Below are 24,213 nucleotides of genomic sequence, written 5' to 3'. Positions count from 1 at the left end.
AGCGATTTGCCGGTTACCTATACCCTATCGCTTTCGATTCCAACAATTTAACAGTCAACAGTCAAACAATTTAAAAGATGTTCAGCCTCACGGAAATCGCCTCGGTTACGCTTACCCTGTTTGCGGTTATCGATATCCTCGGTTCCATACCCATCATCCTGGACCTCCGCAAGCGCGAAGGCAAGATTGAGTCGGAGAAGGCCACCATCATCTCAGGCATCTTGATGATTGTGTTCCTGTTTGTAGGGGATGGTATCCTGAAGCTGTTTGGTATTGATTTCCAGTCTTTTGCCATGGCCGGCGCCTTCATCATCTTTCTGATTGGCCTGGAGATGATATTGGGCAAAGACCTTTTCCATTCTGACCCGGAGGTGAAGAGCGGCTCCATCGTGCCGCTTGCTTTCCCACTGATTGTCGGGGCCGGCACCATGACCACACTGCTCTCGTTGCGGGCCGCTTACTCGCTGCCCAACGTGCTCATCGGCATCATCCTCAACCTCATTTTCGTCTACATCGTTTTAAAGGCTTCGCCCTGGTTGGAGCGCAAGCTGGGCAAAGCGGGAGCCAATGTGCTGCGTAAGGTGTTTGGGGTCATTCTGCTAGCCATTGCCATCAAGCTGTTCAAAACAAACCTGCCTTTATAATTCTGATTGAGTAATTAACTGAGATGACTTCATCCGTGCTGTCTCCATAGATTCAAGATTCTCAGTCATTCACTCATTCTTACATTCAAAAGTAACTGATGATAGAGCTTTTTACAGACGGTGCCTCGCGAGGTAATCCGGGTCCGGGAGGGTATGGCACGATTCTGCGCTGGAAAAACCACGAGAAGGAACTGACTGCAGGCTACCGCAAAACCACCAACAACCGCATGGAGCTGCTGGCCGTGATTGTAGGCTTGGAGGCCATCACCAAACCAGGTATACCTGTGACCGTGTACTCCGATTCTAAGTATGTGGTGGACGCTGTGGAGAAGCGCTGGGTTTTCGGGTGGCAAAAGAAAGGCTTCGCCGGCAAGGCCAACGGTGATTTATGGGCCCGCTTCCTGCGGGTATACTCCAAGCACAGTGTGCGGTTCGTCTGGATTCGCGGCCACGCTGGCCACCCAGAGAATGAACGCTGCGATGAATTGGCCGTGGCCAGCGCCCTCTCCCCTAATCTGCTGATTGACGAGGGGTTTGAGTCGGGGCTGTATAACTCGAAATAACGCTGAATGCTGAGTTATGAATTATCAATGAAAGTACTACGCTAGAGCGGCTATTCGTAATCACAGCCCATTCGTAATTCGTAATTATAAGAAATGCCCAACACCTACTTCCAATTCAAGCAGTTCCGGGTGAACCAGGACCTATGCGCTATGAAGGTCTGCACGGATTCCTGCGTGTTTGGGGGCTATGTAGAGGTGGGACAGGCAAAGCGGATTCTGGATATTGGCACGGGTACCGGCCTGCTGGCCCTGATGGCGGCGCAGCGGTCTGAGGCGCTGGTGGAAGCAGTAGAAATAAACCCGGAGGCGCAGGTACAGGCAACTCAAAATTTCGCTGAAAGCCCATGGGATGAAAGGTTGCAGCTACACCCCATGCCGCTGCAGGGATTCGCGCAGGTATGCACCCAGCAATATGATGTCATCCTCTCGAACCCTCCTTTTTTCCTGGCATCACTGAAGTCGGATAACGCCGCCAAAAACACAGCCAAGCATACAGGAGATTTGCTATTTGAGGATATCCTGTCCTTTGCGCAAAACCACCTGACACCAGAGGGAAAGCTATACCTGCTCCTGCCGCAGGCTGAGGCAGGGCATTTCGCGGAGCTGGCCCAGGCGCACCGGCTATACCTGGCCGAGACGCTGGAGGTATACACGCGCACCGGCGGCAAGTGCATCCGCCACATCCAGACCTATACCTTTGCGCCTGCGGCGGCCGCTGTCCGCACACTAGACATTCGGAAGGAGGATGGCACGACCTATACCGACGGCTTCACAGCCTTGCTCCAGGCGTACTACCTGAATCTCTGAGCCATACCTGCCTCTCCCACGGCGGGTTTCACCCGTTCCTGCTCCACAAAGTCTATTCCGTAAGCTTTCAGTTCCTCCAGCACAGGCTCGTACAGCTCCAGGTGTATTGGGATAATCACGCCACGTCTCTCTATCTTGCCCTGTAGCAGGAGTTTGGCCAATATAGCCACCGGCAAGCCTACGGTTTTGGCCATGGCGGTTTGCACGACATCGTCGCCCAACACCACCAGGGAAGAGGTGAGTTCGTGCTGCTCGCCGTTCAGTTCGTACTCGAAGAGGTGTTGCATCACAATCATGTCTTTGTCGCTGGGCTCCAGTTTCCACTTGCCCACGAGTATCTTCTCCAGCACCTGGGCAGGTGTGGCGGCCTGCAAGCCAATAGGTGTCTCTTCGAACAAGCCCAGCCACTCCAGTTTCTGCAGCACCTCGCCCTCGGCAGACACAGACAGGTAGCGGCACAGGCGCTGCTGCAGCGTTTCGCTGGGTGAGACCGCCGGTGGTACAAAAGCCTCTATGAAGCTGCGGTTGGTCATGTTCCCTACGCCCTCCAAGGTATAGCTGTCGTCGGTGAGGCCGAGTTGCACGAACACATCCCAGGCGGCGCAGTAGCCAATACGACGCAGGGTGCCGCGCAGCATCGTCGGGATGTCGTGCAGGCCGTATGGCTCGCGGTATGAGAGGGAGTCTCGGTTGGCGTAGCCGTCGAAATGGCCGTAGCCCTCCACGTATAGCATATCGGTGCGGCGGAACAGCTGGTGATAAGGGATGTACTTGTACTCGCCGTTTTGGATGTACTTGGCCGTCCCCTGTCCTGCCAGCACCACGTTGCGTGGGTTCCAGCTGAACTTGTAATTCCAGGGGTTGTTGTCCGACTCCGGCGCCACCAGTCCGCCGGTATAGGACTTGAAAGACGTGATTTTGCCGCCCATACCCTGCACGCGCTGTATCACCGCCATGGCCGACATGTGGTCTATACCTGGATCAAGTCCCGATTCCATCAGGATGGTCAGATTCTTCTGCTTCGCCTCCTCATGCAGTTCCCTGAACTCTGGCGTCACATAGGAGGCCGTAATCAGGTGCTTCTCTTGTTTCAGGCATTCCCGTGCCACCTCTATGTGGAAAATGGCCGGCAAAAGCGAAATCACCAGGTCGGCCTGACCTACCTCTGCTGCACGTTGCGTCTCGTTGTGCACGTCAAATTGGATGGCATTGGCAAAGTCCAGCGGAGCCAGCTGCTCCTGCAGGTGGTCTACCGTGATGTCGCCTATGGTGAGTTGCCAGTCCTCGGCAGGGGCGTGTTGCAGCAGGTAGTGTATCAGGGCGGAGGCGGAGCGACCGGCCCCAAGCAGCAGAATCCTTTTCATAGCGTCGTGTGGTTTTGCCTGAATTTACCAATTACCTACCGCAAGGCAAACCTCTCACATTGATTTATCAGAATATTACGTTAAATTTATAGCCCTTTTCTAATTTTTATACCTATAAGGTCCTAGATGGCAAGTGAGCTGAATATAAATATCTGCATCGATGTATTGGACTCGATGGACGAGTTGAGTGAACAGGAGCGCCAGGCGATGGAGTTGGCTCAGCAAGCCGCCAACGACGCGTATGCCCCTTATTCCAACTTTTTGGTGGGCTCGGCGCTGGTGCTGGAAGATGGCACTCTATTCAAAGGTAGCAACCAAGAGAACGCGGCTTACCCGTCTGGTCTCTGTGCCGAGAGAACCGCCCTTTTCGCGATGAGCGCCTACCACCCCAACAAGAAAATAAAGTTGATTGCCGTGACGGCACGCCGCCGGAGCGAGCAGCACTTTTTGCCAGCCATGCCCTGCGGCGCCTGCCGACAAGTAATGGCCGAGTACGAGCACAAGCAGCAGGAGCCTATTCCGGTGCTGCTGCAGGGCCCGGAAGGCAAGTTCTACCGATGCCGCAGCGTAGGCGACCTACTGCCCTTCCAGTTCACAAAAGACCATCTGTAGGAGTTTGGGAGTTGAGAATTTGAAAGGCAGGCTCCTTGGTTTCGTAACACCGTTATGTCGTTTGTTCATAGAAAAGAGGCTGGTTAGGACTTTTTTGATTGAGCACTTAACAGCTAACTATCAACAAGCAACAATTTAAAAGATGCAGGAGCATAAGCTAGTGGTGCCGCGAACGGCCCGTTACTATACCTTAGGTACGCCTTCGGGACACATCCAAAACCTTTGGGTGGTATGCCATGGCTATGGGCAGCTGGCTCGCTTCTTTCTGCGCCACTTCTCCGTGCTGGACGACGGTACAACCATAGTGGTGGCTCCTGAAGGCCTGTCCCGCTTCTACCTGGATGGCTTCTCGGGCCGCGTGGGTGCCACCTGGATGACCAAAGAGGACCGCTTGTCTGAAATAGATGACCAGGCCGCTTTCCTGAACCTGTTGCTACAAGAACTGCTACAACAGCTGCCTGCCGAGGTCAAAGTGCATGTGCTGGGGTTTTCACAAGGAGGCGCCACCGTTTGCCGCTGGCTGGCTAGCGGTCAGGTGCCCTGCCACCGCCTCATCCTTTGGGCCGCTTCTTTCCCCGAGGACATTGATTTCGAGGTTGGCAAGGCTGCCTTCGCCCATCTCCCTGTCGAGATGGTGTACGGGACACAGGACGAGTTCATCACCTCTGAGGCCCTTGACCGTAAGCTACAACTGATGGCACAACTCGGCATAACACCTCTCGTCCATACCTTTGAAGGAGGCCATACCATCCACCCGGAACTCCTCGCCCAGCTAAGCCACCTTTCTTAGCATACCCTAGTCAATTTGCCTCCAAGAACGGAGCAAGCGTACCGTTACCCGGTAAACTAATACCCAATTCTGGGTATATTTCAGTTATATAGCTCCTTTTACATATTACTATTCAGAACTTACATGTAGGTTTGTCGAGAGTCGAAACCCAATAGGGACTTCCAACTGCATTGCTGTCGCAAAACAGTGATACCAGTATGCAACATCAGCGTAAAAGACGACGAGGGCTTTGAAGACTAGGGGACACCTCCTCAAGCGCTACGACGGCCTTATCGAAGGAATACAAGACGATTGCAGTAAGTTTTTTCTATATGATGTTAAAGCCCCGGAGTTACTCTGGGGCTTTTTTTATTTACCCCGCTCCCACATTCCTTCCATCACCACCTCCAACAGGTGCTCGTCCGGGTCGCGAAAGTAGAACGACAGGAAGCCGCCGCCCCAGTCGTACTCCTGCTCAATGGAGATGCCGCTGTCCTTCACTTTCACTTTCCAGCCCTCGTACGCGGTAGGCGCCACCTCAAAGGCCAGGTGCAACTGCCCTGAACCGAAGTGTGGCGGCAGAGAGCCTCCCTTTTTGGAGACCTCCGGCACAAAGCACAGCAGCACCGAGGCCCCGGCTCTGAAAAAGATGTGCCGCCCCTTCACCTCCCCTATCACGTCCAGCCCCAGTTTACCCTGGTAGAACTCTCTGCAGCGGTTCAGGTCAGTCACATAGAGGCAGGTCTCCTTGATTTTCTTTATTTCCATAGCCTAGGGATTTTCCGGGTAAGAACCCATTTGAGCAATTTCAACCTTTTACGCAACCGTGAAGCTTTCGCTTTCCGTTATAGGAGGGTGCCACGGCACGTTACCCCATACTCTATGAAACTCATGTTGAAAATAGCCGCCTTGTTCATACCTATACTTGTCATCATGTTCTACTTCCTGGGCAAGCCTTCTGACCCGGAGCCCGCGGCTGAGAATTCTTCGACGACGGCTTCTGCTGAGGGCCAGTTGCAGAAAATGGCCAGCCTTCCTGCACAGGTCAGCGAAAGCTCAGGAGTGGAGTACGTGGCCGACAAAAACGCCTACCTCACCCACAACGACGCAGGTAACAAACCGCTCCTATACCTTGTCAATGAGCAGGGCAAGCTGCTGCAGACCATCACCCTCAAACTGCCCAACGTAGACTGGGAGGACCTGGCCCGTGATGAGGCGGGTAACATCTACGTGGCCGACACCGGCAACAACGACAACAAGAGGCGCAGCCTGGCAGTGTACAAGCTGGACATCAACAACCCTGAGAAGATAGAGGCCATACGCTTCACCTACGAAGACCAAAAGGAGTACCCGCCGGCCAAGAAGGACATGAATTTTGATGTGGAGGCGATTTTCTGGCATAGCGGCAAGCTATACCTGGTGTCAAAAGACAGGGGCCGCGAACAGACGGCTAAGGTATACGAACTACCCGACACCGGTGGTCAGTACAAAGCAAAGTTGGTAGGCAAGCATGACCTGGGCGTGCCGGTGACAGGAGCAGCCAGTAGCCCGAGCGGCAGCCAAGTGGCCTTGGTCAGTGAAGGGATGCTGCACATTTTCCAGAATGTGGACTCGCCTGCCTCTTTCTTTGAAGGGGACTATCAGAAAGTGCCCATCAAGCGGGCTGGGCAAACCGAAGCCGTAACGTTCAAGGATGAGAAAACGCTGGTGATTACGAGCGAGGACGGAGGCATGTACCGCTATACCTTAAAGTAAGGCTCACCAGACCATCCCGCCAAAAGCAGAGAAGGCCGGCAATTGATGCCGGCCTTCTCTGTTACACCTTGCGTGTATCGGCTTTCTGCCGCCCATCGGGCTGGTCTTCTAGCCGGCCGCCAGGCAGGGCGGGCTTTGGGTTCTGCCATACCCTGAACAAGATGAACAGTCCCACCAGGATGAGCGGAATGCTCAATTGTTGCCCTATGTTCAATGCCATGGTCTCCTCTTTTTCTACCTGAACCTCTTTCAGGAACTCCACCACGAATCGGAAGCTAAACAGCGCCGTCACGAAAATACCGAAAAGCAAGCCCCTTGGCAGCGCCTCCTTGTATTTCTTCCAGAGCCAGTAAAGCAGCACAAAAAGGAGGAATACACTGAGAGATTCGTAAAGCTGCGTCGGGTGGCGAGGCACATGGGAATACTCGCTTTGACGCACAAAAATGAAGCCCCACGGCAAATCAGTAGGACGGCCAAAAATCTCAGAGTTCATCAGGTTGCCCAGTCGAATCAAGGCTCCGCCCAGCGCTACCACAATCACAATACGGTCCAGCACCCACATGTAATCAAACTTCTGCTTACGGCTGAAGAGCCACAAGGCCAGCAGAATACCGATGGTAGCGCCGTGGCTGGCCAGACCACCTTCCCAAATTTTCAGAATCTCGATGGGGTTGCTCAGGTAATACTCCGGCTGGTAGAACAAGGTATGGCCCAGGCGCGCGCCTACCACCGTTCCGATAATCATGTACAGTGTGATGACGTCCACATCGCCTTCTGTGCGGCCCTCGGCCACATATATTTTGGTGAGGATGCGCTGCCCAAACACGAAGGCAAGCGCGAACAGCAAGCCGTACCAGCGCACCTCAAAGGCACCAATCGAGAAGATGGAAGGGCTTACGTCCCAAGTGATATAGTTCAGAATGCTCATAAACGAAAGTGAGGTTCTCCCAAAGTTACGATAAATCAGAAAGGTAAAAAACCAGACTTGCCCGGCCACAGGTATAAATCTGCTCTACACGCAAAGGCGTCTGCAACACCTGCACATGACAGGTATGGCAGACGCCTTTTGCAAGCCTCAGACTCCGTTATTTAAGTTGCGCCAGCTCTTCCCGGAAGCCACCACTCAAGATGGGGAAGCGCAGCCAGCTGCGCGGGTCCAGGTTGTAGTCGTCGAGGTGGAAGGCTGGTGCGTAGCGCTCCCGTTTCCATTGGTTGCGTGCCCATAAGGTATAGAACTTGTGCACGTATTCTTTCAGGCTGGCGACCGGTGCCACGTTCTCTTGTGTGAGCAATTCCAGCACCTGCTGCGGCGAGAGGCGTTCATAAAAGGCCAGCCGTTCTATCCTGTTCAGGATTTCGTAGGGCATCAGGTCCTTCTCATCCGTCTGTGACTCAGAAGAAGGTCTCAGTTCCGCCGTTGGCTGTAGGTTGTTCACGTACTCCAGCCCCAGGTAGCCCAGTTCCTCCTGCATCCAAATCAGAAACTGCCGTATGAAGGCCTTGTCTATACCTGCTATCGGAGATATGCTGCCCGCCGTGTCGCCATCCATGGTCGCATAGCCCACGGCTGCCTCGCTGCGGTTAGACGTGGCTAGCAGCAGCGCCCCCTTGATGTTGGTGAGCATCCAGATGGCAGGGGCGCGCACCCGCGCCTGAATGTTCTGCAACGTGACATCGTCCTTCTCCCAAGTCAATTCCCTGGCAATGGCTTTCTCTATTTTTGAGGTATAGCCTACCACCTCCTCGTCAATGGTCCAGTCGTGGAACACGGCGCCAATGGACTCCGCCAGTTCCTTGGCAGAGGTATAGGTGGCATCGGATGAGTTGATAGTGCCTTGGTAGGCGCAGGTGAGAATACGGCCAACCAGTGCCTTCACCACCTGTTCCTGTGGCATCGCCTCAAAGTGCTCCGCCTCCTGGAGCGAGAACATCCGCGATTTGGTCACGAAGCCTGTCACGCCCAGGCTGTCCACACCCCGGCGCACCATCTCTGCCACTGCCACGGCGCAGCACGAAGAATCAGCCCCGCCGCTCAGCGACAGCACAAAACCCCGGCTGCGGCTCTTGCGCATGTAGTCAAACAAGGCCAGGCTAAGGGCGGCTATCAGCTCCGCGTTCTCGTCAATCTGAGGCAGGTACTCAATGGTCTCCTCTATCGTAGGGTTCTCCCCGAAGCATACCTCCGCACACTCCAAATCCACGTCCTTGAAGCAGAGCAGCTCGTTGCGCTTAATCAGCTTTCCGTTCTGGGCAATCAGCACTTCGCCATCGTATATCATCTTGCCAGCCTCGTTACCCAGCAGGTTGGCGTACAGGTAGGCACACTGGTATTTTTGGGAGGCCTCCACCACCAGCCTGTGCCGCACATCGGTTTTGCTCAGGGCAAAGTGACTGGCGCTTGGGTTAAGCATGAGCTGCACGCCCTTGGGCATATGCCGTTCCGCCGGCCGGTTGGGCCGCCAGGCGTCCTCGCATATCTCAAACGCATACTTGATGCCCTGTTCTTCATAGATGATGTCGCCAATCGGGTAGCGCTTGCCCAGCATCTCGAACTCCTCCACCACGTTGGCAGGCCATGGCGTGAACCAGCGAGGCTCGTAATGCACACCGTCCCGAGCCAGAAACTGCTTAGCCGTGAATCCCACAATCTCTTTGTTCTTGATGACGCAGGCGGTGTTGTAGACATCCTGCCCTATGATGACGTGCACACCCAGGCAGACCGTGATGTTGTCGCACCACTCCTTTACCTGCAGCAGTTTCCCGAATGTCTCTTCGGCGAACCAGGGGTGCAGGAACATGTCTTCGCAGCCATACCCGGTAATGCAGAGCTCCGGCAACAGCAGTATATCCGCGTTCTTGGTGATGGCCTCCAGGATGGCAGACCGTATATTCTGAAGGTTGGATTCCCAGTCAAGAGGAGTCTGGTTCAGGGCTGCCCCTGCCAGCATGAGTCTAGTTTCTTTCATATCGTGTTTTCTAACGCAACAACATGGAAGCAAGTTAAGCTTTGGCCCTCAAATAAAGAACCGTGCTAAACGTCAGGTATAACACTACACCTGGCTTGCCAATAAGAAATTCGAATATGGAAGAATAAAGGCACTGCGCCTGTTAGAGAGTAGTAACAGGTATAGGAAAGGGATGTTAGCTGATGTTCAGCACTTCCAGCGCCTTTTCGGCCGCCGCCTGGTCGGCTTTCTTTTTGGATAGGCCAACGCCCAGTGCCACGGGTTTGTCGTTTACATAAATCTCGCAGGTGAACTCCGTGGTGTTGCCTTGGTTCTTGCGGTTCACAATCTCAAAGCGTATCTCAACGTTCTGGCTCTGCGCCCACTCAATGAGCTTACTTTTGAAGTTGGAGGTGGTGTTGACGAGTTTGTGCAGGTCTACGTGTGGCTTGATAAGTTTGCCCAATATGAACTGCCGGGTGGTGTTGTATCCTTTGTCGAGGTAGATGGCCCCCACCAGCGCCTCCAGCGCATTGCCATGTACGGATTTGTGACGGGAACCCTGTCCACTGGTAGTGTCTACCTTCACGAGCAGGTTCAGTCCGATTTTGATGGCGATATGATTCAGGCTTTCCCGGTTCACAATCCGTGACCGCATCTCCGTCATAAAGCCTTCGTCTTCGTAGGGGAATTTCTTGAATAACAGTTCCGCCACCACAGCGCCCAGCACGGCGTCGCCCAAAAACTCCAGGCGCTCATTCGTGTCGTGCTTGCTGGCCAGGTTCTGCCGCGCAAAAGAGGTATGCGTGAGCGCGAGCTTGTACAGACGGATGTTGTCAGGCGTGCTGCCAATAATTCCGGCTACGGCGCGCACTAACTCTCTATCTCGTGTAAATAAGCTGTGATAGAAGCGCCGAACCGGTTTTATAGGACCAAACACCTAGTCGATAAATTGACGGAACAGTACAGAGGTGTTGTGGCCACCAAACCCAAATGTGTTGCTAAGTGCTACCTTCACCTCGCGCTCCTGCGCCTTGTTGAAAGTGAAGTTGAGACGGCTGTCAAAACTCTCGTCGTCAGTGAAGTGGTTTATGGTAGGCGGCACGATGTTGTTGCGAACGGCCATGATAGAGGCAATGGCCTCAATAGCGCCGGCGGCACCCAACAAGTGACCCGTCATAGACTTCGTGGAGCTGATGTTCAGGTTGTAAGCGTGGTCACCGAAGACCGTCTGGATAGCCTTCACCTCGCTCACATCACCCAACGGCGTGGAAGTACCGTGAACGTTGATGTAGTCTACCTCTTCCGGACGGATATTGGCATCGCGCAGCACGTTTTTCATCACATTGAGTGCTCCTAACCCTTCCGGGTGCGGCGCTGTGATGTGGTATGCGTCTGCTGACATGCCACCGCCTATCACTTCGGCGTATATTTTGGCGCCACGCGCCTTGGCATGCTCGTACTCTTCCAGAATCAAGGCACCAGCGCCTTCTCCGAGTACAAAGCCGTCACGGTCTTTGTCGAAAGGGCGGGATGCGGACTCTGGTGAATCATTGCGCTCTGAAAGGGCTTTCAAAGCGTTAAAGCCTCCGATACCTGCCTCGGTCACAGCAGCCTCAGAGCCTCCGGTCACCACCACATCGGCCATACCCAGGCGGATGTAGTTGAAAGAGTCAATGATGGCGTTGGTGGCAGAAGCGCAGGCAGAAACCGTAACGAAGTTAGGGCCTCGGAAACCGTACTTGATGGAAATGTGGCCAGCGCTGATGTCCGCAATCATCTTCGGGATGAAGAATGGGTTGAATCGCGGGGTACCATCGCCGTTGGCGAAGTTGACGCACTCCTCCTGGAACGTGCGCAACCCACCTATACCAGAACCCCAGATGACGCCTACGCGGTCTGGGTCATAATTTCCTTCGACCAGGTTCGCATCCTGTACCGCCTCATCAGCCACCACCAGGGCGAACTGAGAGAACAGGTCCATTTTGCGCGCCTCTTTCCGGTCAAAGTAATTCTCTGGAACGTATCCCTTTACTTCACAGGCAAACTGGGTTTTAAACTTGCTCGCGTCAAAGCGTGTAATAGGTGCAGCACCACTCACACCATTTGTCAATCCGGTCCAATATTCTGAAACGGTATTTCCAAGTGGCGTGAGTGCGCCTAGCCCTGTAACTACAACTCTCTTAAGCTCCATAAGCTGCTAGTAGAGGATAGATAGTAAAAATCACTTAATACAATAAGGTATTGGGAGGGGTATTACTTTGCGTGCTCTTCCAGGTAGCTAACAGCCTGACCTACAGTAGCGATATTTTCAGCTTGATCATCTGGAATAGAAACGTTGAATTCTTTCTCGAACTCCATGATAAGCTCAACAGTATCCAATGAATCGGCGCCAAGGTCGTTAGTGAAGCTCGCCTCCGGAGTAACCTCTGACTCTTCAACACCAAGCTTATCAATGATGATAGCTTTTACTTTTTCTGCGATTTCTGACATTTTTCTTATAGTTTATTAAAACACTGTGCAAAGAAATGTAATTAGGCAGACAATGTCAAAAAAAATTACGGTATTCATAATGTCATAAAAGTTTTTGCATAGAACCTCGTTTTCCATCTGTAGGTTTCTAATTTTGCAATTACGGTATACCTACACATGAAAACACTGCACCTGGACACGGACTATGATTTTGGATTCGCCCTGTATGGCGTGGTCTCTTCGTGCAAGGATTACAAGGTCGCCTGGTCCCTCAACCGCCTCTTGGGGCTCAACCTAATCCGGAAGCGCGACCTGTGCTATACCATGCCCGGTAGGGAGAAGCTGCTCATTTCCAACTATGAGCACAACGATGAACACAGCACGGTACGCCTGTTCCGCAACAAGGCGCTGGGCACCTCCACCCTCCCCAAGCCTTACCTCCTCCCTGACCTGAAAGATTACGACTACGTGCTGCAGATTGCCGGCTCCCTGCAGCAACTCCTATACCCGCAGGACCTCATCGGCAGGCTGCAGCGGCTCTCATTGGTTCAGTATGTGAAACAATTTGACCCACTCACACTTAAATTTAAAGAGAACCTTTTATTCTGATGTATGAAGATTATCTTCAATAAGACCAAAGTATTGGCAACGGTTGGTCCAGCCAGCAATACCTATGAGCGCCTTCTGGCCCTCGTGCAGGAAGGCGTGGATGCCTTCCGTCTGAACTTCTCGCATGGTGAGCACGAAGAGCACCTCAAAGTAATAGAGCACATACGTGAAATCAACAGGCGCTTTAACACCAACGTTTGTATCGTGCAGGACTTGCAGGGTCCTAAGATACGCATAGGCGAAGTGGAGAATGGCGGTGTGGAGATAAAAGAAGGGCAGCGCGTGGTGCTGCGCTGTGACGGCTCTGTGAGCAACCATGAGCATTTGGCTACCAACTATACTGAACTCGCTAAAGACGTGAGCGTGGGCGACACCATCCTAATAGACGACGGTAAACTGGAGCTGAAGGTGGTATCGACGGACAATCATCTCGTGGTGGAAGCTGACGTGAAGTACGGCGGTGTTGTGAAGCCGCGCAAGGGCATCAACCTTCCTGATTCCTCCGTGTCTGCTCCCTCACTGACCGAGAAGGACCTGCGCGACCTCCACTTTGGCCTGGACCATGACCTGGAGTGGGTAGCCCTGTCGTTCGTACGCCGTGTAGAAGACATCCTCGAAATCAAGCGCATTATACAGGAGCTCGGCAAAGACACCCGCGTGATAGCTAAGATTGAGAAGCCGGAGGCCATCAAAAACATTGATGCCATCATTGGCGCCTCCGATGCCCTCATGGTAGCCCGTGGCGACCTGGGTGTAGAGACAGGTATGGAGCGTGTACCCATGCTCCAGAAGATGATTGTGGAGAAGTGCAACAAGTCCGCCAAGCCTGTCATCATCGCTACGCAGATGATGGAAAGTATGATTGTGAACCCTAAGCCTACGCGCGCGGAGACAAACGACGTGGCCAATGCGGTGATTGATGGAGCCGATACATTAATGCTGAGCGCAGAAACGGCAGTGGGCGCGTACCCAGTGGAGACTATCCGCTCTATGAACCTCACCATCAGTGAGGTGGAGCGCCAGGCGGACATCTTCAACAAGAACTACATCCTGAACCCACATTCTGAGACGTTCTACAACGACAGCCTGGTGGCCAACGCCTGTTACCTGGCTCGCGACACCAATGCACGTGCCGTGATAGGCATGACCAAGTCCGGTTATACTGCCTTCCAACTGGCCAAGCACCGCACCAAGGCGGATATCTTCATCTTCACCGAGAACGAGCGGCTGCTCACCACGCTCAACCTAGTTTGGGGCGTACGCGGCTTCTACTACGACAAGTTTGAGTCAACTGACGCCACCATCACTGACATCAAGATGATGCTGTTGAAGGCGGGCTATCTCACCAAAGGTGACGTGTTCATCAACACCGCTAGTATGCCTATCAACGAGCAGAAGCGCACCAACATGATAAAGTTGAGTATCGCTTAACATTCTATTTCATTGTAAACAGCAAGGGCCTGCCACTTACCGTGGCAGGCCCTTGCTGTTAGGTGAGCATGGTTAATCACGGGTTGATTTTGTGGCAGGCGGCAACCCTGACACCTATACCTGCAGCAATCCAACACGCCCCGGTGAATAAACACAAAAAGCCTTACACGAGAGTGTAAGGCTTCGGAAAGGTATTCCAGCAAAAATTAAGCTGCAGCCAGGCTGTTGATATGCTTAGCCAGCTTCGACTTGTTGTTAGCCGCTTTGTTTTTGTGGATGATGTTTTTCTTGGCCAGACGGTCCAGCATAGAAGAAACTGTCTTGAACAGTTCTTGCGCCTCAGCCTGGTCAGTAGTGCCTTTCAGCCTCTTGATGAAAGTACGAGTGGTTTTCGCTTGGTATCTGTTACGAAGACGTTTCGCGTTGTTCGATCTGATTCTCTTTAATGCCGACTTGTGATTAGCCATGTTATTGTATACTAATTAAATATTTCGTTCCGTATATTGAATGAGTTTGCAAAGGTAAACCCTTTCCAATTAATTTCCAAAGTCTGCTGCCTATAAAAAGCAGTCGCCTGGAGTTTTACCTCCCGCGTAAGCAAAAGTAACACAATTATCGGCAACAAAAACGCCTGTCCTATATTTTAACTTCTACTGCCTGGGTTTAAGCGCAAAAAGACCGGGGCCGCAGCTAGATTGCTGCGGCCCCGGTCTTTCTTGTACCTAAAGGATGCCTTAGTTCTTCTTTCGGTCTACGTCTACATCCACGTCAATGCTGCCCAGGCGCTCCTGCACCTTATTCTCGGTGCGGTTCCAACGGTCTTTCACACGCTCCCAGCCATTGCGGGTATCGTCGTCCCAAGTATCGCTTTTAGCGTCCAACTCGGCTTCGCGTCGCTTGTATTCTGCCTTGAGTTCCTTCCACTCTTCTTCTGTAGCCGTTTCGGCCCTTGTGGAATTCGCATCCACCCAGGCAGAGAATTCGCTGTATTCCCTGTTGGCTTCAGCACCGGCATCGTTTAACTCTGCGTCGGCCTCATTCAACTCAGCATCAGCCTCGTTCAGCTCAGCGTTCACCTCAGTTTGCGCCTCGTCTACTTCGCTATTTGTTTCGGTGCGGGTCTCAGCATCACAGGCAAAGGTAAAGGCACCTACTGTAAGCACCAGACCCCATATTTTAAAGTTCGATTTAATATTCATATTCAATATATAGTTGGTTACTAATTGCTTATACGCTGCATTTATCCTGAAGAATATGAATATTCGAAGCAAAGCATATAAACATAAAATATAGTGGGCAAACGGCACTGCTATACCTGTGAATAAACATCTCAGCAGGGTAAGAGATTTGTTCAAGCACCAAACCTTCTAAGAAGATTACCTACTTACCCATGCTCCGCGCAAAGCTTTCAGCCGGTGCTAGGGCAGGGTGCTATCCGGCTCAACCTCGACGGCATTATCCCGAAAACGCGTCTCTGCCTTTCCCTCAGTCTCGCTCCAGCGTTCCTTCAGCACTTCCCACTCCCCCTTGGTTTTGTCGTCCCAGTCAGCGCTACTTGTCTCTATCTCTGTGGCCCGTCGGTTGTACTCGGCCTGCATCTCATTCCACTCCTCCTCGGTGGCTGTTTCAGCGCGCTCTGCGTTTTGCTCTACCCAGGTAGCGAACTCTTCAAAATCGCTGTTCGCCTCTTGGCGGGTGTCGGTGGTACAGGCCCCCATAGCTACCCACAGGAGGCAGGTGAGGCTGAAACTTTTTATCCCTGTTATAAACTTCATAGTTTTGCAGATTGTTGATTATGTGCATACGCTGAGAACACTATTAGGTACATAGCCTATAAAAAGCTGTATTAATTTTATAAATATTCGTATAATATTTATAAAGCAAGTAACGATTATTTCAACCATGCCAATTCTGCCTTCAAAACATAAGTCACCCTTTTACTTATTCAATGGGCATATACAGACCATTATTCCTAGTCTTTTCAGGCAAGTAGAAGGTATAGATTATCACCGGGAGCGCCTCATCACGCCGGATGATGACTTCATCGATGTGGATTGGTCACGAGTGGGTGCTAAGGCCTTGGCTGTGCTTTCGCACGGCTTGGAGGGTGACTCACACCGCCCCTACATCATGGGTATGGTGAAGGTGCTGAATGAGCGTGGAGTGGATGCTTTGGCCTGGAACTACCGCAGCTGCAGCGGAGAGCCCAACAAGCTGCTCCGCTCCTACCATCTGGGCGCCTCCGATGACCTGGATTTTGTGGTGCGGCACGCCCTGAACAACGGCAACTACCACACGGTATACCTGGTTGGCTTCAGCGCCGGCGGCAACATCAGCCTCAAGTATCTGGGTGAGGACCCTAAACAGGTACCTTCAGAGGTGAAGCGCGCCTCCGTGTTCTCTGTACCCATCGATTTGAAAGGCTCCGCCATGCGCATTTCGCGCGTGTATACGCAGCGCTTCCTCAAGACGCTTGGCCATAAGCTAGAGCAGAAGAAGGCGATGTACCCCGATGAACTGGACTTGAGCGATTACAGTCTGTTTTGGTCGTTCCCTGAGTTTGATGAGAAATTCACGGCTCCTATACATGGCTTCACGAGCGCCGATGATTATTACAACCGCGTCAGCAGCCGGCAGTTCCTGAAGCAGATTGAGGTCCCCACGCTGCTGGTCAACGCCAAAAACGACCCTTTCCTTTCTGAATCCTGCTTCCCGCTGGAGGAGGCGCAGCACAACCCGTACTTTTACCTGGAGACCCCGGAAGATGGAGGACATGTGGGCTTCGCCGAGGACCTGCGGAACAACGTGTATTACTCAGAAGCCCGCGCCGTGCGCTTCCTGCTGGATGGAGAGTAAGTTGATTGTTGATTGCCAGATTGTTAAATTGTTGTTTTTGTAGTTCGGGTATAGCTGTTGCTGACTTCTGACATCGGCTACAGTGTGCGAGCTATACCTCTTGCATATCCAATCACTCATCAGCCACCCAACAATTTAACAATGCAGCCATTTAGCCTTCCTTCACCCTACGGCATTGGCACCACCACCACTTTCTTCGTTTCAAAGAACTCCTCCGTAAAGTAATCTTTCAAATCGTAGGTCTTGGTGATGAGGCCTGATTCGGCCAGTTCTTCCTGCAGGTCGCCGCCTTTCAGATAATAGATACCCTTTCCTGGTGCCTTGTCTTTCTTGAAGCTGTTCATCACCCACGGGTAGAAGTTGGCCAGTCGGGTGACGGCACGGCTTACTACAAAGTCAAACTTCTCGCGCACCTGCTCGGCACGGGTCTGAGAAGCCGTCACGTTCTGCAGATGCAGCTCACGGGCTATTTCCTGCACCACGTGTATCTTTTTGCCGATGGAATCTACTAAATGGAACCGCACCTCTGGGAACATCACCGCGAGCGGCAGACCTGGCAGTCCGCCACCGGTGCCTACGTCCAGCACCTGGGTATGCTCCGGAAATTGGATAACTTTGGCTATACCCAGCGAGTGCAGGATGTGATGCACGCCCAGGTGCTCCATGTCTTTGCGCGACACCACGTTTATCTTCTCGTTCCACTCCCGGTACAGCTCCGCCATACGCTCATACTTGTCCAGTTGGTCTTCGGTGAGTTCAGGGAAATAGCCTGACAATAGCGTGCGGATAGCGATGGAATGAGACATGTTCAAAGTTAGAAAGTTGAAGTAATCAGAAGTTAGAAGGCTTTTTCTAGACAGTCACAAGGTATAGCACACCTGCCAGCAGTAACACGACAGCTACCACGGCAAAGGCCATCACGAGGTCGAAGAGCAGCACCAAACCGGCATTGCGGTACTCGCCCTCATACTTAGTGCGAAGCTCCCGCTCCACCCGTTCCCTACTCCTGTGGCGGCGGTGCAGGTATAGTCTGCCTATGCGGTTCAGCAGCCTGTCTGCCAATTTAGCTTTCTTCAATGTGCCTGTGTACTGCTCCTATACCTGCAAAAATATGAAATTGCTGCGTAAAGTGGCGCAAAACGTAAAGCCCCGGCCACACAAAGGCGACAGGGGCTTCACAACGTAATCAATATCTTTTATCCAATCATTAAATCAGGTGCTTCTTGTTTTTCACCATGTCATAGAGCAACTCACGGGCGCGGTGCAACTGGGCTTTCACAGTACCAAGCGGTGCATTCAGCTCGGTAGCTATTTCCTCGTAGGAGAGCTCGTTGAAGTAACGCAGGGTCACGAGGCGCTGGTATTTCTCGGGCAGCTTGGCCACCACATACTGCATAATCTCGATTTTCTGGTTCTTAATCGCCTCTTCCTGCGGGTTCAGGTTCTTGTCTTTGAAGTCTATCGTGATTTCGTCGCCGTTGTCAATCTTGATGGCTGAGTCGATGCTCATCGTCTTGATGCGGTTCTTGCGGATGAAGTCGATGCAGTTGTTCGTGGCAATACGGAACAGCCAGGTACTGAACGCGTATTCCGGGTTGAACTTGTGCAGGTTGCGGAACGCCTTGGCAAATGCCTCAATCGTCAGGTCCTCGGCGTCATCTGCGTTGCGCACCATCTTCAATACCACGTGGTATACCGGCTTCTTATAGATACTCATCAACTCGGCATAAGCTTTCTCATCGTTCTCTTCGACGGCTGCCTGTATCAGCTTGAAATCGTGCTTAGCTTTTGCGGAGAATTGTTTGTTTACTTCCATCTGATTCGTTTGTTCATTAAAACGGATACCCCAAGGAGCAGGTAACTAAAAAAATAGGCAATGTCGAGCAGCGGCATGAGCGGCAACGAGACTTCTTCCTCCAGTCTGCGTGCGGCAGCCACATACACCGGGAAAACCACCAGGTAGCGTAGGCCAATCAGCGCAGCCAATATAGCCAAATGGCTATGGAGTACAAGAAGAATAACACAGAGTGTGTAAAAAAGAATGTTCGATGAAATAAAAGCCCCTATCCTTCCTCTATCTGCCGTTGCGTACTGCCTGCCGGCAGCCATGTGCCTTCTTTTCTGTACCAGCCATTCCCGAAACGTCTTTTTGGGGATGCTGATTGTTTGCCCTTCTTTACTGATAACAATGCTTGCTGTACTATTGTTGACGGCATCTCGGACAAATAGGTCATCGTCGCCGCCAGTGGTCTTGATATGGGATGCAAACCCTTTGTTCCTAAAGAAACACGACTTGGTATAAGATAAGTTTCGGCCTACCCCCATGTACGCGTGTCCCCTGTTTGCATGAGACAGATACTGAATTGCTGTCACTAAGGTTTCATACCGGATAAGATGATTTAAAAACCCGTCCAATTTCTGGTAAGGCGAGTAACCTATAACCAGGTCAGCACCTGCACGATAGCCGCTCTGCATCTTTTCTATCCAGTGCGGGCTGCACGGCCGGCAGTCCGCATCGGTGAACAACAGGTGCTCGTACCGGGCCGAGCGGATGCCCAGCGCCAGCGCGTATTTCTTCGGGTTCAGGTACTCCGGCGTCTTCTTGACGGTCACTACCCTGAAGTTGCTGAACTGCCGCTCCAGCTCATACACATAAAACTCGGTATCGTCGTCAGAGCGGTCATTCACCAGAACGATTTCAAACTCCGGATATTGCTGGTCCAACAGCATGGGCAGCAGTTCCATGAGGTTCTCCAGCTCATTGTGCGCCGCCACAACCACCGACACCGGCCGCTGCACATCAGCTACCGGGTCCTGGTACTTGCTCAGGGGCAGGAAGTAAAAAAGGGCGTAATACAGCTGTACCAGCACACACAAAGCCAGCACTGCCAAGAGTATAAATGAAATCAAATTATTTTAATTGGTAGTGGCTGAATGGTTCATTTTCCGGTAGGCGGTCGTCACCAGCAAAGCAAAGGGTGAAACAGCCCAACAGACAGTCAAAAATAGGTATTCTTAAGCCATTTCTGAACAGAACCATGATTTAATAATTGTTTATGTTTTGTGGCGCCACCCTTTGTATCTTTGCAGATTATTTTGAAAACCATTTAGCAAGAAAAAGCGGCGGAAGAGGCCGCTAACCGGGTTGGCTCCATTCTTGCGAAGTAGAGCCGACATTCACACACTATGCAATTTTCATTAGTAGCGAAAGATATACAGTCCAAGGCGCGTGCCGGGGTGGTGCAAACCGACCACGGCGCGATTGAAACGCCTATTTTCATGCCGGTAGGCACGGCGGGTACCGTGAAGGCGGTACACCAGCGCGAGCTGAAAGATGATGTGAAGGCCGAGATTATTCTGGGCAACACCTACCACCTATACCTGCGCCCCGGCCTCAACGTGCTGGAGCAGGCAGGCGGCCTGCACAAGTTCAACGGCTGGGACCGCCCCATTCTGACTGACAGCGGCGGGTATCAGGTGTTCTCGCTGGCCGGAACCCGCAAAATCAAAGAGGAGGGCGTCAAGTTCAAGTCGCATATAGATGGTTCCACGCTCAACTTCACACCCGAGAACGTGATGGACACGCAGCGCACCATCGGGGCCGACATCATCATGGCCTTCGACGAATGCACTCCCTACCCTTGCGACTATACCTACGCCAAGAACTCCATGGAGCGCACGCACCGCTGGCTGCAGCGCTGCGTGGACCGCTTCGACAGCACTGAGCCCAGGTATGGCTTTGACCAGACGCTCTTCCCGATTGTGCAGGGCAGTACCTACAAAGACCTGCGTGTGCAGTCAGCTGAGACCATCGCCGGCTTCGGCCGCGAAGGCAACGCCATCGGCGGGCTATCGGTTGGTGAGCCGGCCGAGATGATGTATGAGATGACGGAGGTGGTGTGCGACATACTGCCGGCCGACAAGCCGCGCTACCTGATGGGCGTAGGCACGCCGGCCAACATACTGGAGAACATCGCGCTAGGCGTAGACATGTTTGACTGCGTACTACCAACCCGCAACGCCCGCAACGGCATGCTGTTCACCACGCAGGGAATCATCAACATAAAAAACAAGAAGTGGGCCGAAGACTTCAGCCCTATAGATGCTGAGTTAGGCGGTTACGTGAGCACGTTTTATACCAAAGCATACCTGCGCCACCTCATCCACAGCACCGAGTACCTGGCCGGGCAGATTGCTAGTGTGCACAACCTGACCTTCTTCCTGTGGCTGGTCAAGCAGGCCCGTCAGCGCATACTGGACGGAACTTTCCGCGACTGGAAAGACCTGATGGTAAAGAAACTAATGACGAGGCTCTAAGGAGTCAGTTAAAAGTTAAGATTTTAAAGTTGAACGTAGATTTATAATAATTCAGCTGCATCTGACTATTACCACGAAATAAAAACTCTTAACTCGTAACTTTTAACTCATAACTAAAGCGAAGCTTGAAGATACTCGACAAATATATCCTGAAGAAGTTCCTAACCACGTACGTGTTCACGGTGCTGATTATGGTCTCGGTGATTCTGGTGATTGACTTCACCGAGAAGAACGATGACTTCATCAAGCACAACGTGGCCATTTCAGAGATTATATTCGACTACTACATCCACCTGATTCCTTTTTACGCCAACATGCTGAGCCCCATCACGGTGTTCATCGCAACGGTGTTCGTGACGGCGAAGATGGCCTCGCATACTGAGATTGTGGCCATACTGAGCGGCGGCGTGAGCTTCAGGAGGCTGCTGGTGCCTTACCTGATTGGCTCTACCTTCATTGCGGGCCTCATCTTTCTGCTGATAGGCTGGGTTATACCTAATGCGAACAAAGAGAGCGTGGCGTTTCAGGTGAAGTATGTAAAGAGCCCCTTCACGTTTGACAACCGCAACATCCACATAAAAGTAGCACCGGACACCTATGTGTACATGGAGAGCTACAACGTAACGGCCCACGTAGGGTATAACTTCGCCATTGAGCAGATAAAGGGCACCGACCTGAGCAAGAAGCTCACCGCCAGCAGCGTCACCTGGGACCCGGACCTGGAGAAGTGGCACGTGGACCGCTATACCCTCCGCACCTTCGACGGCGAGAAGGAAACCATCTACCACGGAGGTGCGCTGGATACCACCCTCAACCTGCTTCCTAAGGACTTTGAGAGCACTTACAAATTGGAGCAGACCATGACCCTGCCGGAGCTCAACAACTACATCGCCGAGAAGATGGACCGGGGCGCCGATGACACCGAGATATACCTCATTGAGAAATACGAACGCTACTCCTACCCCTTCGCCATCATCATCCTGACGGTGATAGGTGTGATTGTGAGTGCCCGCAAAGCCCGTGGAGGCGTAGGCATCCAGATTGCCCTGGGCTTCTTCCTGGCCTTCGTGTTCATCATATTCGTGATTACGAGCCGTAGTCTGGCGCAGGTAGGCGACCTGGAACCGCACATAGCCGCCTGGGTACCTAGTATTATATTTACAGGAATAGGCTTCCTGCTTTACCGTTACATTCCCCGCTAATGCCTCGTTTCAAAGATTTCATCGAACTCCACTTCATCGTTTTCCTGTGGGGCTTCACTGCCATTCTAGGCAAACTCATCACCATTCCGGCTGTTGAGCTGGTGTTTCTGCGCACCCTGATTGCGGCGGCGGCTTTGGGGGCCATTATGTACAAACGCGGAACGCCGTTCTGGCTGGGCCAGGCCAACCTGTTCAAAATAATGGGCGTCGGCTTGATGATTTCCGCCCACTGGATACTTTTCTTCACTGCGGCCCGTATCTCCTCTGTCTCCCTTTGCCTGGTAGGTATGGCTACCTGCAGCCTGTGGACGGCGCTGCTGGAGCCAGCTTTCACGAGCAAGAAAATCAAGCTCCACGAGATTCTGCTGGCCCTTCTCATCCTGATGGGGCTCTACATCATCTTCCAGGCTGAGACGGAGTTCAACAACATGCTGGGTATAGGTTTGGCGGTAGGTTCTGCCCTATTGGGCGCGATCTTCACTATCATCAACGCCCGACTGGCGAAGAAGCATCCCTCTACCACCATCACGGCCTATGAGATGGCGGGCGCGTGCATCGGCACGGCCTTATTCTTCCCCATTTACATAGAGCTATTTGCGCAAGGAGGCACGCTGAACTTCAGCATGAACAACATGGACTGGTTCTACCTACTGGTGCTGGCGCTGGTTTGTACGGTATACGCCTACACCGCCTCGGTTCGCCTGATGCAGAAGATTTCGGCTTACACCATGAACCTGACCGTGAACATGGAGCCCGTATACGGCATCCTGCTGGCCTGGGTCATCTTCAACGAGGATGAGCAGATGACCTCTAACTTCTACATTGGGGCCGTCATCATCCTGCTGAGTGTGTTCGTGCACCCTGTTCTGGACACCTATTCTGAACGCCGCAAGAAACTAAAGCAATCCTTTCCAGAGGAGGTAGCCGTCAGGAAAGACTAGCTTGGCGGGCACTTCTGCTTTGAACAACCCATAGATGGCAGAGCCGGAACCTGTCATAGAAGCATAAATCGCCCCAGCCTCATACAGTTGCTCCTTGACAGTAGCTAGTTCCGGGTACTTCGGAAAGAGCGCCTCCTCAAAGTCATTCTTCAGTATGGTTTTCCATACCGCCACATCCTGCTTCAGGAATAGCTCAATGTCACAGTTTGGCTTTTGGGGCACAATGCTGCCATAGGCCTCTGCCGTGGTGATGTGGATGCCCGGGTACACCAGCACACAGGTATAGCCTTTGAGGTCAAGCTCAACAGGCCGGAACACATCGCCCCGCTCCACAGCCACCACCGGTTTGTTCCGGATGAAGAAGGCACAGTCGCTGCCAAGCTGGCGGGCGTAGTCTTCTAATTTATCTTCTGCCAGGTTAAGCTCAAACAGTGTGTTCAACTGCTTTAGGGTGAAAGCGGCGTCAGCGGAGCCTCCGCCTAGTCCTGCTCCCATGGGTATGGCCTTGTGCAGGTGCAGGTGCACGGGCGGCAGCCCAAAGTCCCGCTGGAGCAGGCGGTACGCCTTCAGGCACAGGTTTGTCTCCGGGTTGCCGGGGACAGGCAGTCCGCTCATCGTGAATTCCTCCTTCTCCGCAGGCAGTATCTCCAGGGCGTCGCACCACTGCACCGGGTAAAAGCACGACTCCAGGTTGTGGAACCCGTCGGGGCGCTTCTCGGTGACCAGCAGGCCGATGTTTATCTTGGCGTTGGGAAAATCGAGCATAGGTATGGGTTTGGGACCGCAAGGTAAGAAAAAGCGCGTTTCATGGCATCAGGCGCTGCCGCTTCAAACGAAAACCAGCAGGTACAGGACTTCCTGCTCTTTTTCCACAACCAAAACAGGGCTTGACAAGTAGGCAATTTTATGTATCTTATTAGTCGGAA

Annotated in this window: 27 protein-coding genes; 12 read left to right on the top strand and 15 right to left on the bottom strand. The window is 52.6% G+C overall.

Features of this window, described 5'->3' with window-relative positions:
* Positions 1-77: 77 nt before the first annotated feature.
* The 3 genes from B051_RS0105870 to B051_RS0105860 all read left to right on the top strand — a co-directional run bounded on the left by B051_RS0105870 (position 78) and on the right by B051_RS0105860 (position 2,014).
* The gene (locus B051_RS0105870) at positions 78-644 is read left to right on the top strand and encodes a MarC family protein (protein WP_018477253.1); all 567 of its coding nucleotides are present in this window, start codon (positions 78-80) and stop codon (positions 642-644) included.
* Between the two features lie 98 nt (positions 645-742).
* Complete coding sequence (gene rnhA / locus B051_RS0105865; RefSeq protein WP_018477252.1) at positions 743-1,207, top strand: ribonuclease HI; 465 nt, start codon at positions 743-745, stop codon at positions 1,205-1,207.
* Between the two features lie 93 nt (positions 1,208-1,300).
* Positions 1,301-2,014, top strand: coding sequence for a tRNA1(Val) (adenine(37)-N6)-methyltransferase (locus B051_RS0105860; protein ID WP_018477251.1), 714 nt, complete (start codon positions 1,301-1,303; stop codon positions 2,012-2,014).
* Here the strand turns inward: B051_RS0105860 and B051_RS0105855 are convergent.
* On the bottom strand, positions 1,999-3,378 hold the full coding sequence (locus tag B051_RS0105855; protein ID WP_018477250.1) for a saccharopine dehydrogenase family protein: 1,380 nt from the start codon (positions 3,376-3,378) through the stop codon (positions 1,999-2,001). The genes B051_RS0105860 and B051_RS0105855 overlap by 16 nt on opposite strands.
* A 126-nt stretch (positions 3,379-3,504) precedes the next feature.
* Between B051_RS0105855 and cdd the strand changes: the two genes are divergently transcribed.
* On the top strand, positions 3,505-3,990 hold the full coding sequence (cdd, locus tag B051_RS0105850) for a cytidine deaminase (protein WP_018477249.1): 486 nt from the start codon (positions 3,505-3,507) through the stop codon (positions 3,988-3,990).
* A 142-nt stretch (positions 3,991-4,132) separates the two neighbouring features.
* A complete protein-coding gene (locus tag B051_RS0105845) occupies positions 4,133-4,780 on the top strand; it encodes an alpha/beta hydrolase (RefSeq protein WP_018477248.1) in 648 nt (215 codons plus the stop codon).
* Between the two features lie 348 nt (positions 4,781-5,128).
* On the opposite strand, the gene B051_RS0105840 is transcribed toward B051_RS0105845, so the two are convergent.
* Entirely contained in the window at positions 5,129-5,527 is a 399-nt protein-coding gene (locus tag B051_RS0105840) for a VOC family protein (RefSeq protein WP_018477247.1), read from the bottom strand.
* A gap of 114 nt (positions 5,528-5,641) precedes the next feature.
* Here B051_RS0105840 and B051_RS0105835 point away from each other — a divergent pair, with 114 nt between their 5' ends.
* Entirely contained in the window at positions 5,642-6,514 is an 873-nt protein-coding gene (locus B051_RS0105835) for an NHL repeat-containing protein (RefSeq protein WP_018477246.1), read from the top strand.
* Positions 6,515-6,575: 61 nt separating this feature from the next.
* Here the strand turns inward: B051_RS0105835 and lgt are convergent, their stop codons facing one another.
* The 5 genes from lgt to B051_RS0105810 all read right to left on the bottom strand — a co-directional run bounded on the left by lgt (position 6,576) and on the right by B051_RS0105810 (position 11,952).
* Entirely contained in the window at positions 6,576-7,442 is an 867-nt protein-coding gene (gene lgt, locus B051_RS20960; RefSeq protein WP_018477245.1) for a prolipoprotein diacylglyceryl transferase, read from the bottom strand.
* A gap of 157 nt (positions 7,443-7,599) precedes the next feature.
* Positions 7,600-9,480: an NAD(+) synthase gene (gene nadE / locus B051_RS0105825; protein WP_026236217.1), complete on the bottom strand. Its 1,881-nt coding sequence runs from the start codon at positions 9,478-9,480 to the stop codon at positions 7,600-7,602.
* Between the two features lie 175 nt (positions 9,481-9,655).
* The gene (gene rnc / locus B051_RS0105820) at positions 9,656-10,333 is read right to left on the bottom strand and encodes a ribonuclease III (RefSeq protein WP_018477243.1); all 678 of its coding nucleotides are present in this window, start codon (positions 10,331-10,333) and stop codon (positions 9,656-9,658) included.
* 66 nt (positions 10,334-10,399) lie between these two features.
* Positions 10,400-11,653, bottom strand: a complete 1,254-nt coding sequence (fabF, locus tag B051_RS0105815; protein WP_026236215.1) for a beta-ketoacyl-ACP synthase II — start codon at positions 11,651-11,653, stop codon at positions 10,400-10,402.
* Positions 11,654-11,715: 62 nt separating this feature from the next.
* Positions 11,716-11,952 (bottom strand): acyl carrier protein, encoded by a 237-nt coding sequence (locus B051_RS0105810; protein WP_018477241.1) that lies wholly within the window; start codon positions 11,950-11,952, stop codon positions 11,716-11,718.
* A gap of 156 nt (positions 11,953-12,108) precedes the next feature.
* On the opposite strand from B051_RS0105810, the gene B051_RS0105805 reads away from it, so the two are divergent.
* Together B051_RS0105805 and pyk are read left to right on the top strand one after the other, a co-directional pair.
* A complete protein-coding gene (locus tag B051_RS0105805; RefSeq protein ID WP_018477240.1) occupies positions 12,109-12,540 on the top strand; it encodes an IPExxxVDY family protein in 432 nt (143 codons plus the stop codon).
* A gap of 3 nt (positions 12,541-12,543) precedes the next feature.
* Positions 12,544-13,971 carry a pyruvate kinase gene (gene pyk / locus B051_RS0105800; protein ID WP_018477239.1) on the top strand — a complete coding sequence of 476 codons (1,428 nt, stop codon included), beginning with the start codon at positions 12,544-12,546 and terminating at the stop codon, positions 13,969-13,971.
* A gap of 206 nt (positions 13,972-14,177) precedes the next feature.
* Here the strand turns inward: pyk and rpsT are convergent, their stop codons facing one another.
* The 3 genes from rpsT to B051_RS0105785 all read right to left on the bottom strand — a co-directional run bounded on the left by rpsT (position 14,178) and on the right by B051_RS0105785 (position 15,746).
* A complete protein-coding gene (rpsT, locus tag B051_RS0105795) occupies positions 14,178-14,438 on the bottom strand; it encodes a 30S ribosomal protein S20 (RefSeq protein ID WP_018477238.1) in 261 nt (86 codons plus the stop codon).
* A gap of 267 nt (positions 14,439-14,705) precedes the next feature.
* A complete protein-coding gene (locus tag B051_RS0105790; RefSeq protein WP_018477237.1) occupies positions 14,706-15,170 on the bottom strand; it encodes a hypothetical protein in 465 nt (154 codons plus the stop codon).
* A 219-nt stretch (positions 15,171-15,389) separates the two neighbouring features.
* Positions 15,390-15,746, bottom strand: coding sequence for a hypothetical protein (locus B051_RS0105785; protein ID WP_018477236.1), 357 nt, complete (start codon positions 15,744-15,746; stop codon positions 15,390-15,392).
* 127 nt (positions 15,747-15,873) lie between these two features.
* Between B051_RS0105785 and B051_RS0105780 the strand changes: the two genes are divergently transcribed.
* The gene (locus tag B051_RS0105780; RefSeq protein WP_018477235.1) at positions 15,874-16,827 is read left to right on the top strand and encodes a YheT family hydrolase; all 954 of its coding nucleotides are present in this window, start codon (positions 15,874-15,876) and stop codon (positions 16,825-16,827) included.
* A gap of 167 nt (positions 16,828-16,994) precedes the next feature.
* On the opposite strand, the gene rsmG is transcribed toward B051_RS0105780, so the two are convergent.
* The 4 genes from rsmG to B051_RS0105760 all read right to left on the bottom strand — a co-directional run bounded on the left by rsmG (position 16,995) and on the right by B051_RS0105760 (position 19,737).
* Positions 16,995-17,633, bottom strand: a complete 639-nt coding sequence (gene rsmG, locus B051_RS0105775) for a 16S rRNA (guanine(527)-N(7))-methyltransferase RsmG (RefSeq protein WP_026236214.1) — start codon at positions 17,631-17,633, stop codon at positions 16,995-16,997.
* A 46-nt stretch (positions 17,634-17,679) separates the two neighbouring features.
* Complete coding sequence (locus tag B051_RS0105770; RefSeq protein WP_018477233.1) at positions 17,680-17,904, bottom strand: hypothetical protein; 225 nt, start codon at positions 17,902-17,904, stop codon at positions 17,680-17,682.
* Positions 17,905-18,034: 130 nt separating this feature from the next.
* Positions 18,035-18,643, bottom strand: a complete 609-nt coding sequence (locus tag B051_RS0105765) for an RNA polymerase sigma factor (RefSeq protein WP_007659731.1) — start codon at positions 18,641-18,643, stop codon at positions 18,035-18,037.
* Positions 18,634-19,737 (bottom strand): glycosyltransferase, encoded by a 1,104-nt coding sequence (locus B051_RS0105760; RefSeq protein ID WP_018477232.1) that lies wholly within the window; start codon positions 19,735-19,737, stop codon positions 18,634-18,636. The genes B051_RS0105765 and B051_RS0105760 overlap by 10 nt, the downstream gene beginning before the upstream one ends.
* A gap of 276 nt (positions 19,738-20,013) precedes the next feature.
* On the opposite strand from B051_RS0105760, the gene tgt reads away from it, so the two are divergent.
* From tgt to B051_RS0105745, 3 genes are all read left to right on the top strand, one after another.
* The gene (gene tgt / locus B051_RS0105755) at positions 20,014-21,144 is read left to right on the top strand and encodes a tRNA guanosine(34) transglycosylase Tgt (RefSeq protein WP_026236213.1); all 1,131 of its coding nucleotides are present in this window, start codon (positions 20,014-20,016) and stop codon (positions 21,142-21,144) included.
* 125 nt (positions 21,145-21,269) lie between these two features.
* Positions 21,270-22,346: an LptF/LptG family permease gene (locus B051_RS0105750; protein ID WP_018477230.1), complete on the top strand. Its 1,077-nt coding sequence runs from the start codon at positions 21,270-21,272 to the stop codon at positions 22,344-22,346.
* Entirely contained in the window at positions 22,346-23,287 is a 942-nt protein-coding gene (locus B051_RS0105745; protein ID WP_018477229.1) for a DMT family transporter, read from the top strand. Before B051_RS0105750 ends, B051_RS0105745 begins: the two co-directional genes overlap by 1 nt.
* Here B051_RS0105745 and ispE read toward each other — a convergent pair.
* On the bottom strand, positions 23,243-24,052 hold the full coding sequence (gene ispE, locus B051_RS0105740; protein ID WP_018477228.1) for a 4-(cytidine 5'-diphospho)-2-C-methyl-D-erythritol kinase: 810 nt from the start codon (positions 24,050-24,052) through the stop codon (positions 23,243-23,245). The two genes, B051_RS0105745 and ispE, sit on opposite strands and share 45 nt — an antisense overlap.
* Positions 24,053-24,213: the final 161 nt, after the last annotated feature.

It is taken from the genome of Pontibacter roseus DSM 17521, assembly GCF_000373265.1.
In the GTDB taxonomy this organism is placed as follows: Bacteria; Bacteroidota; Bacteroidia; order Cytophagales; family Hymenobacteraceae; genus Pontibacter; species Pontibacter roseus.
This window is presented reverse-complemented; position numbering and strand designations above follow the sequence as displayed.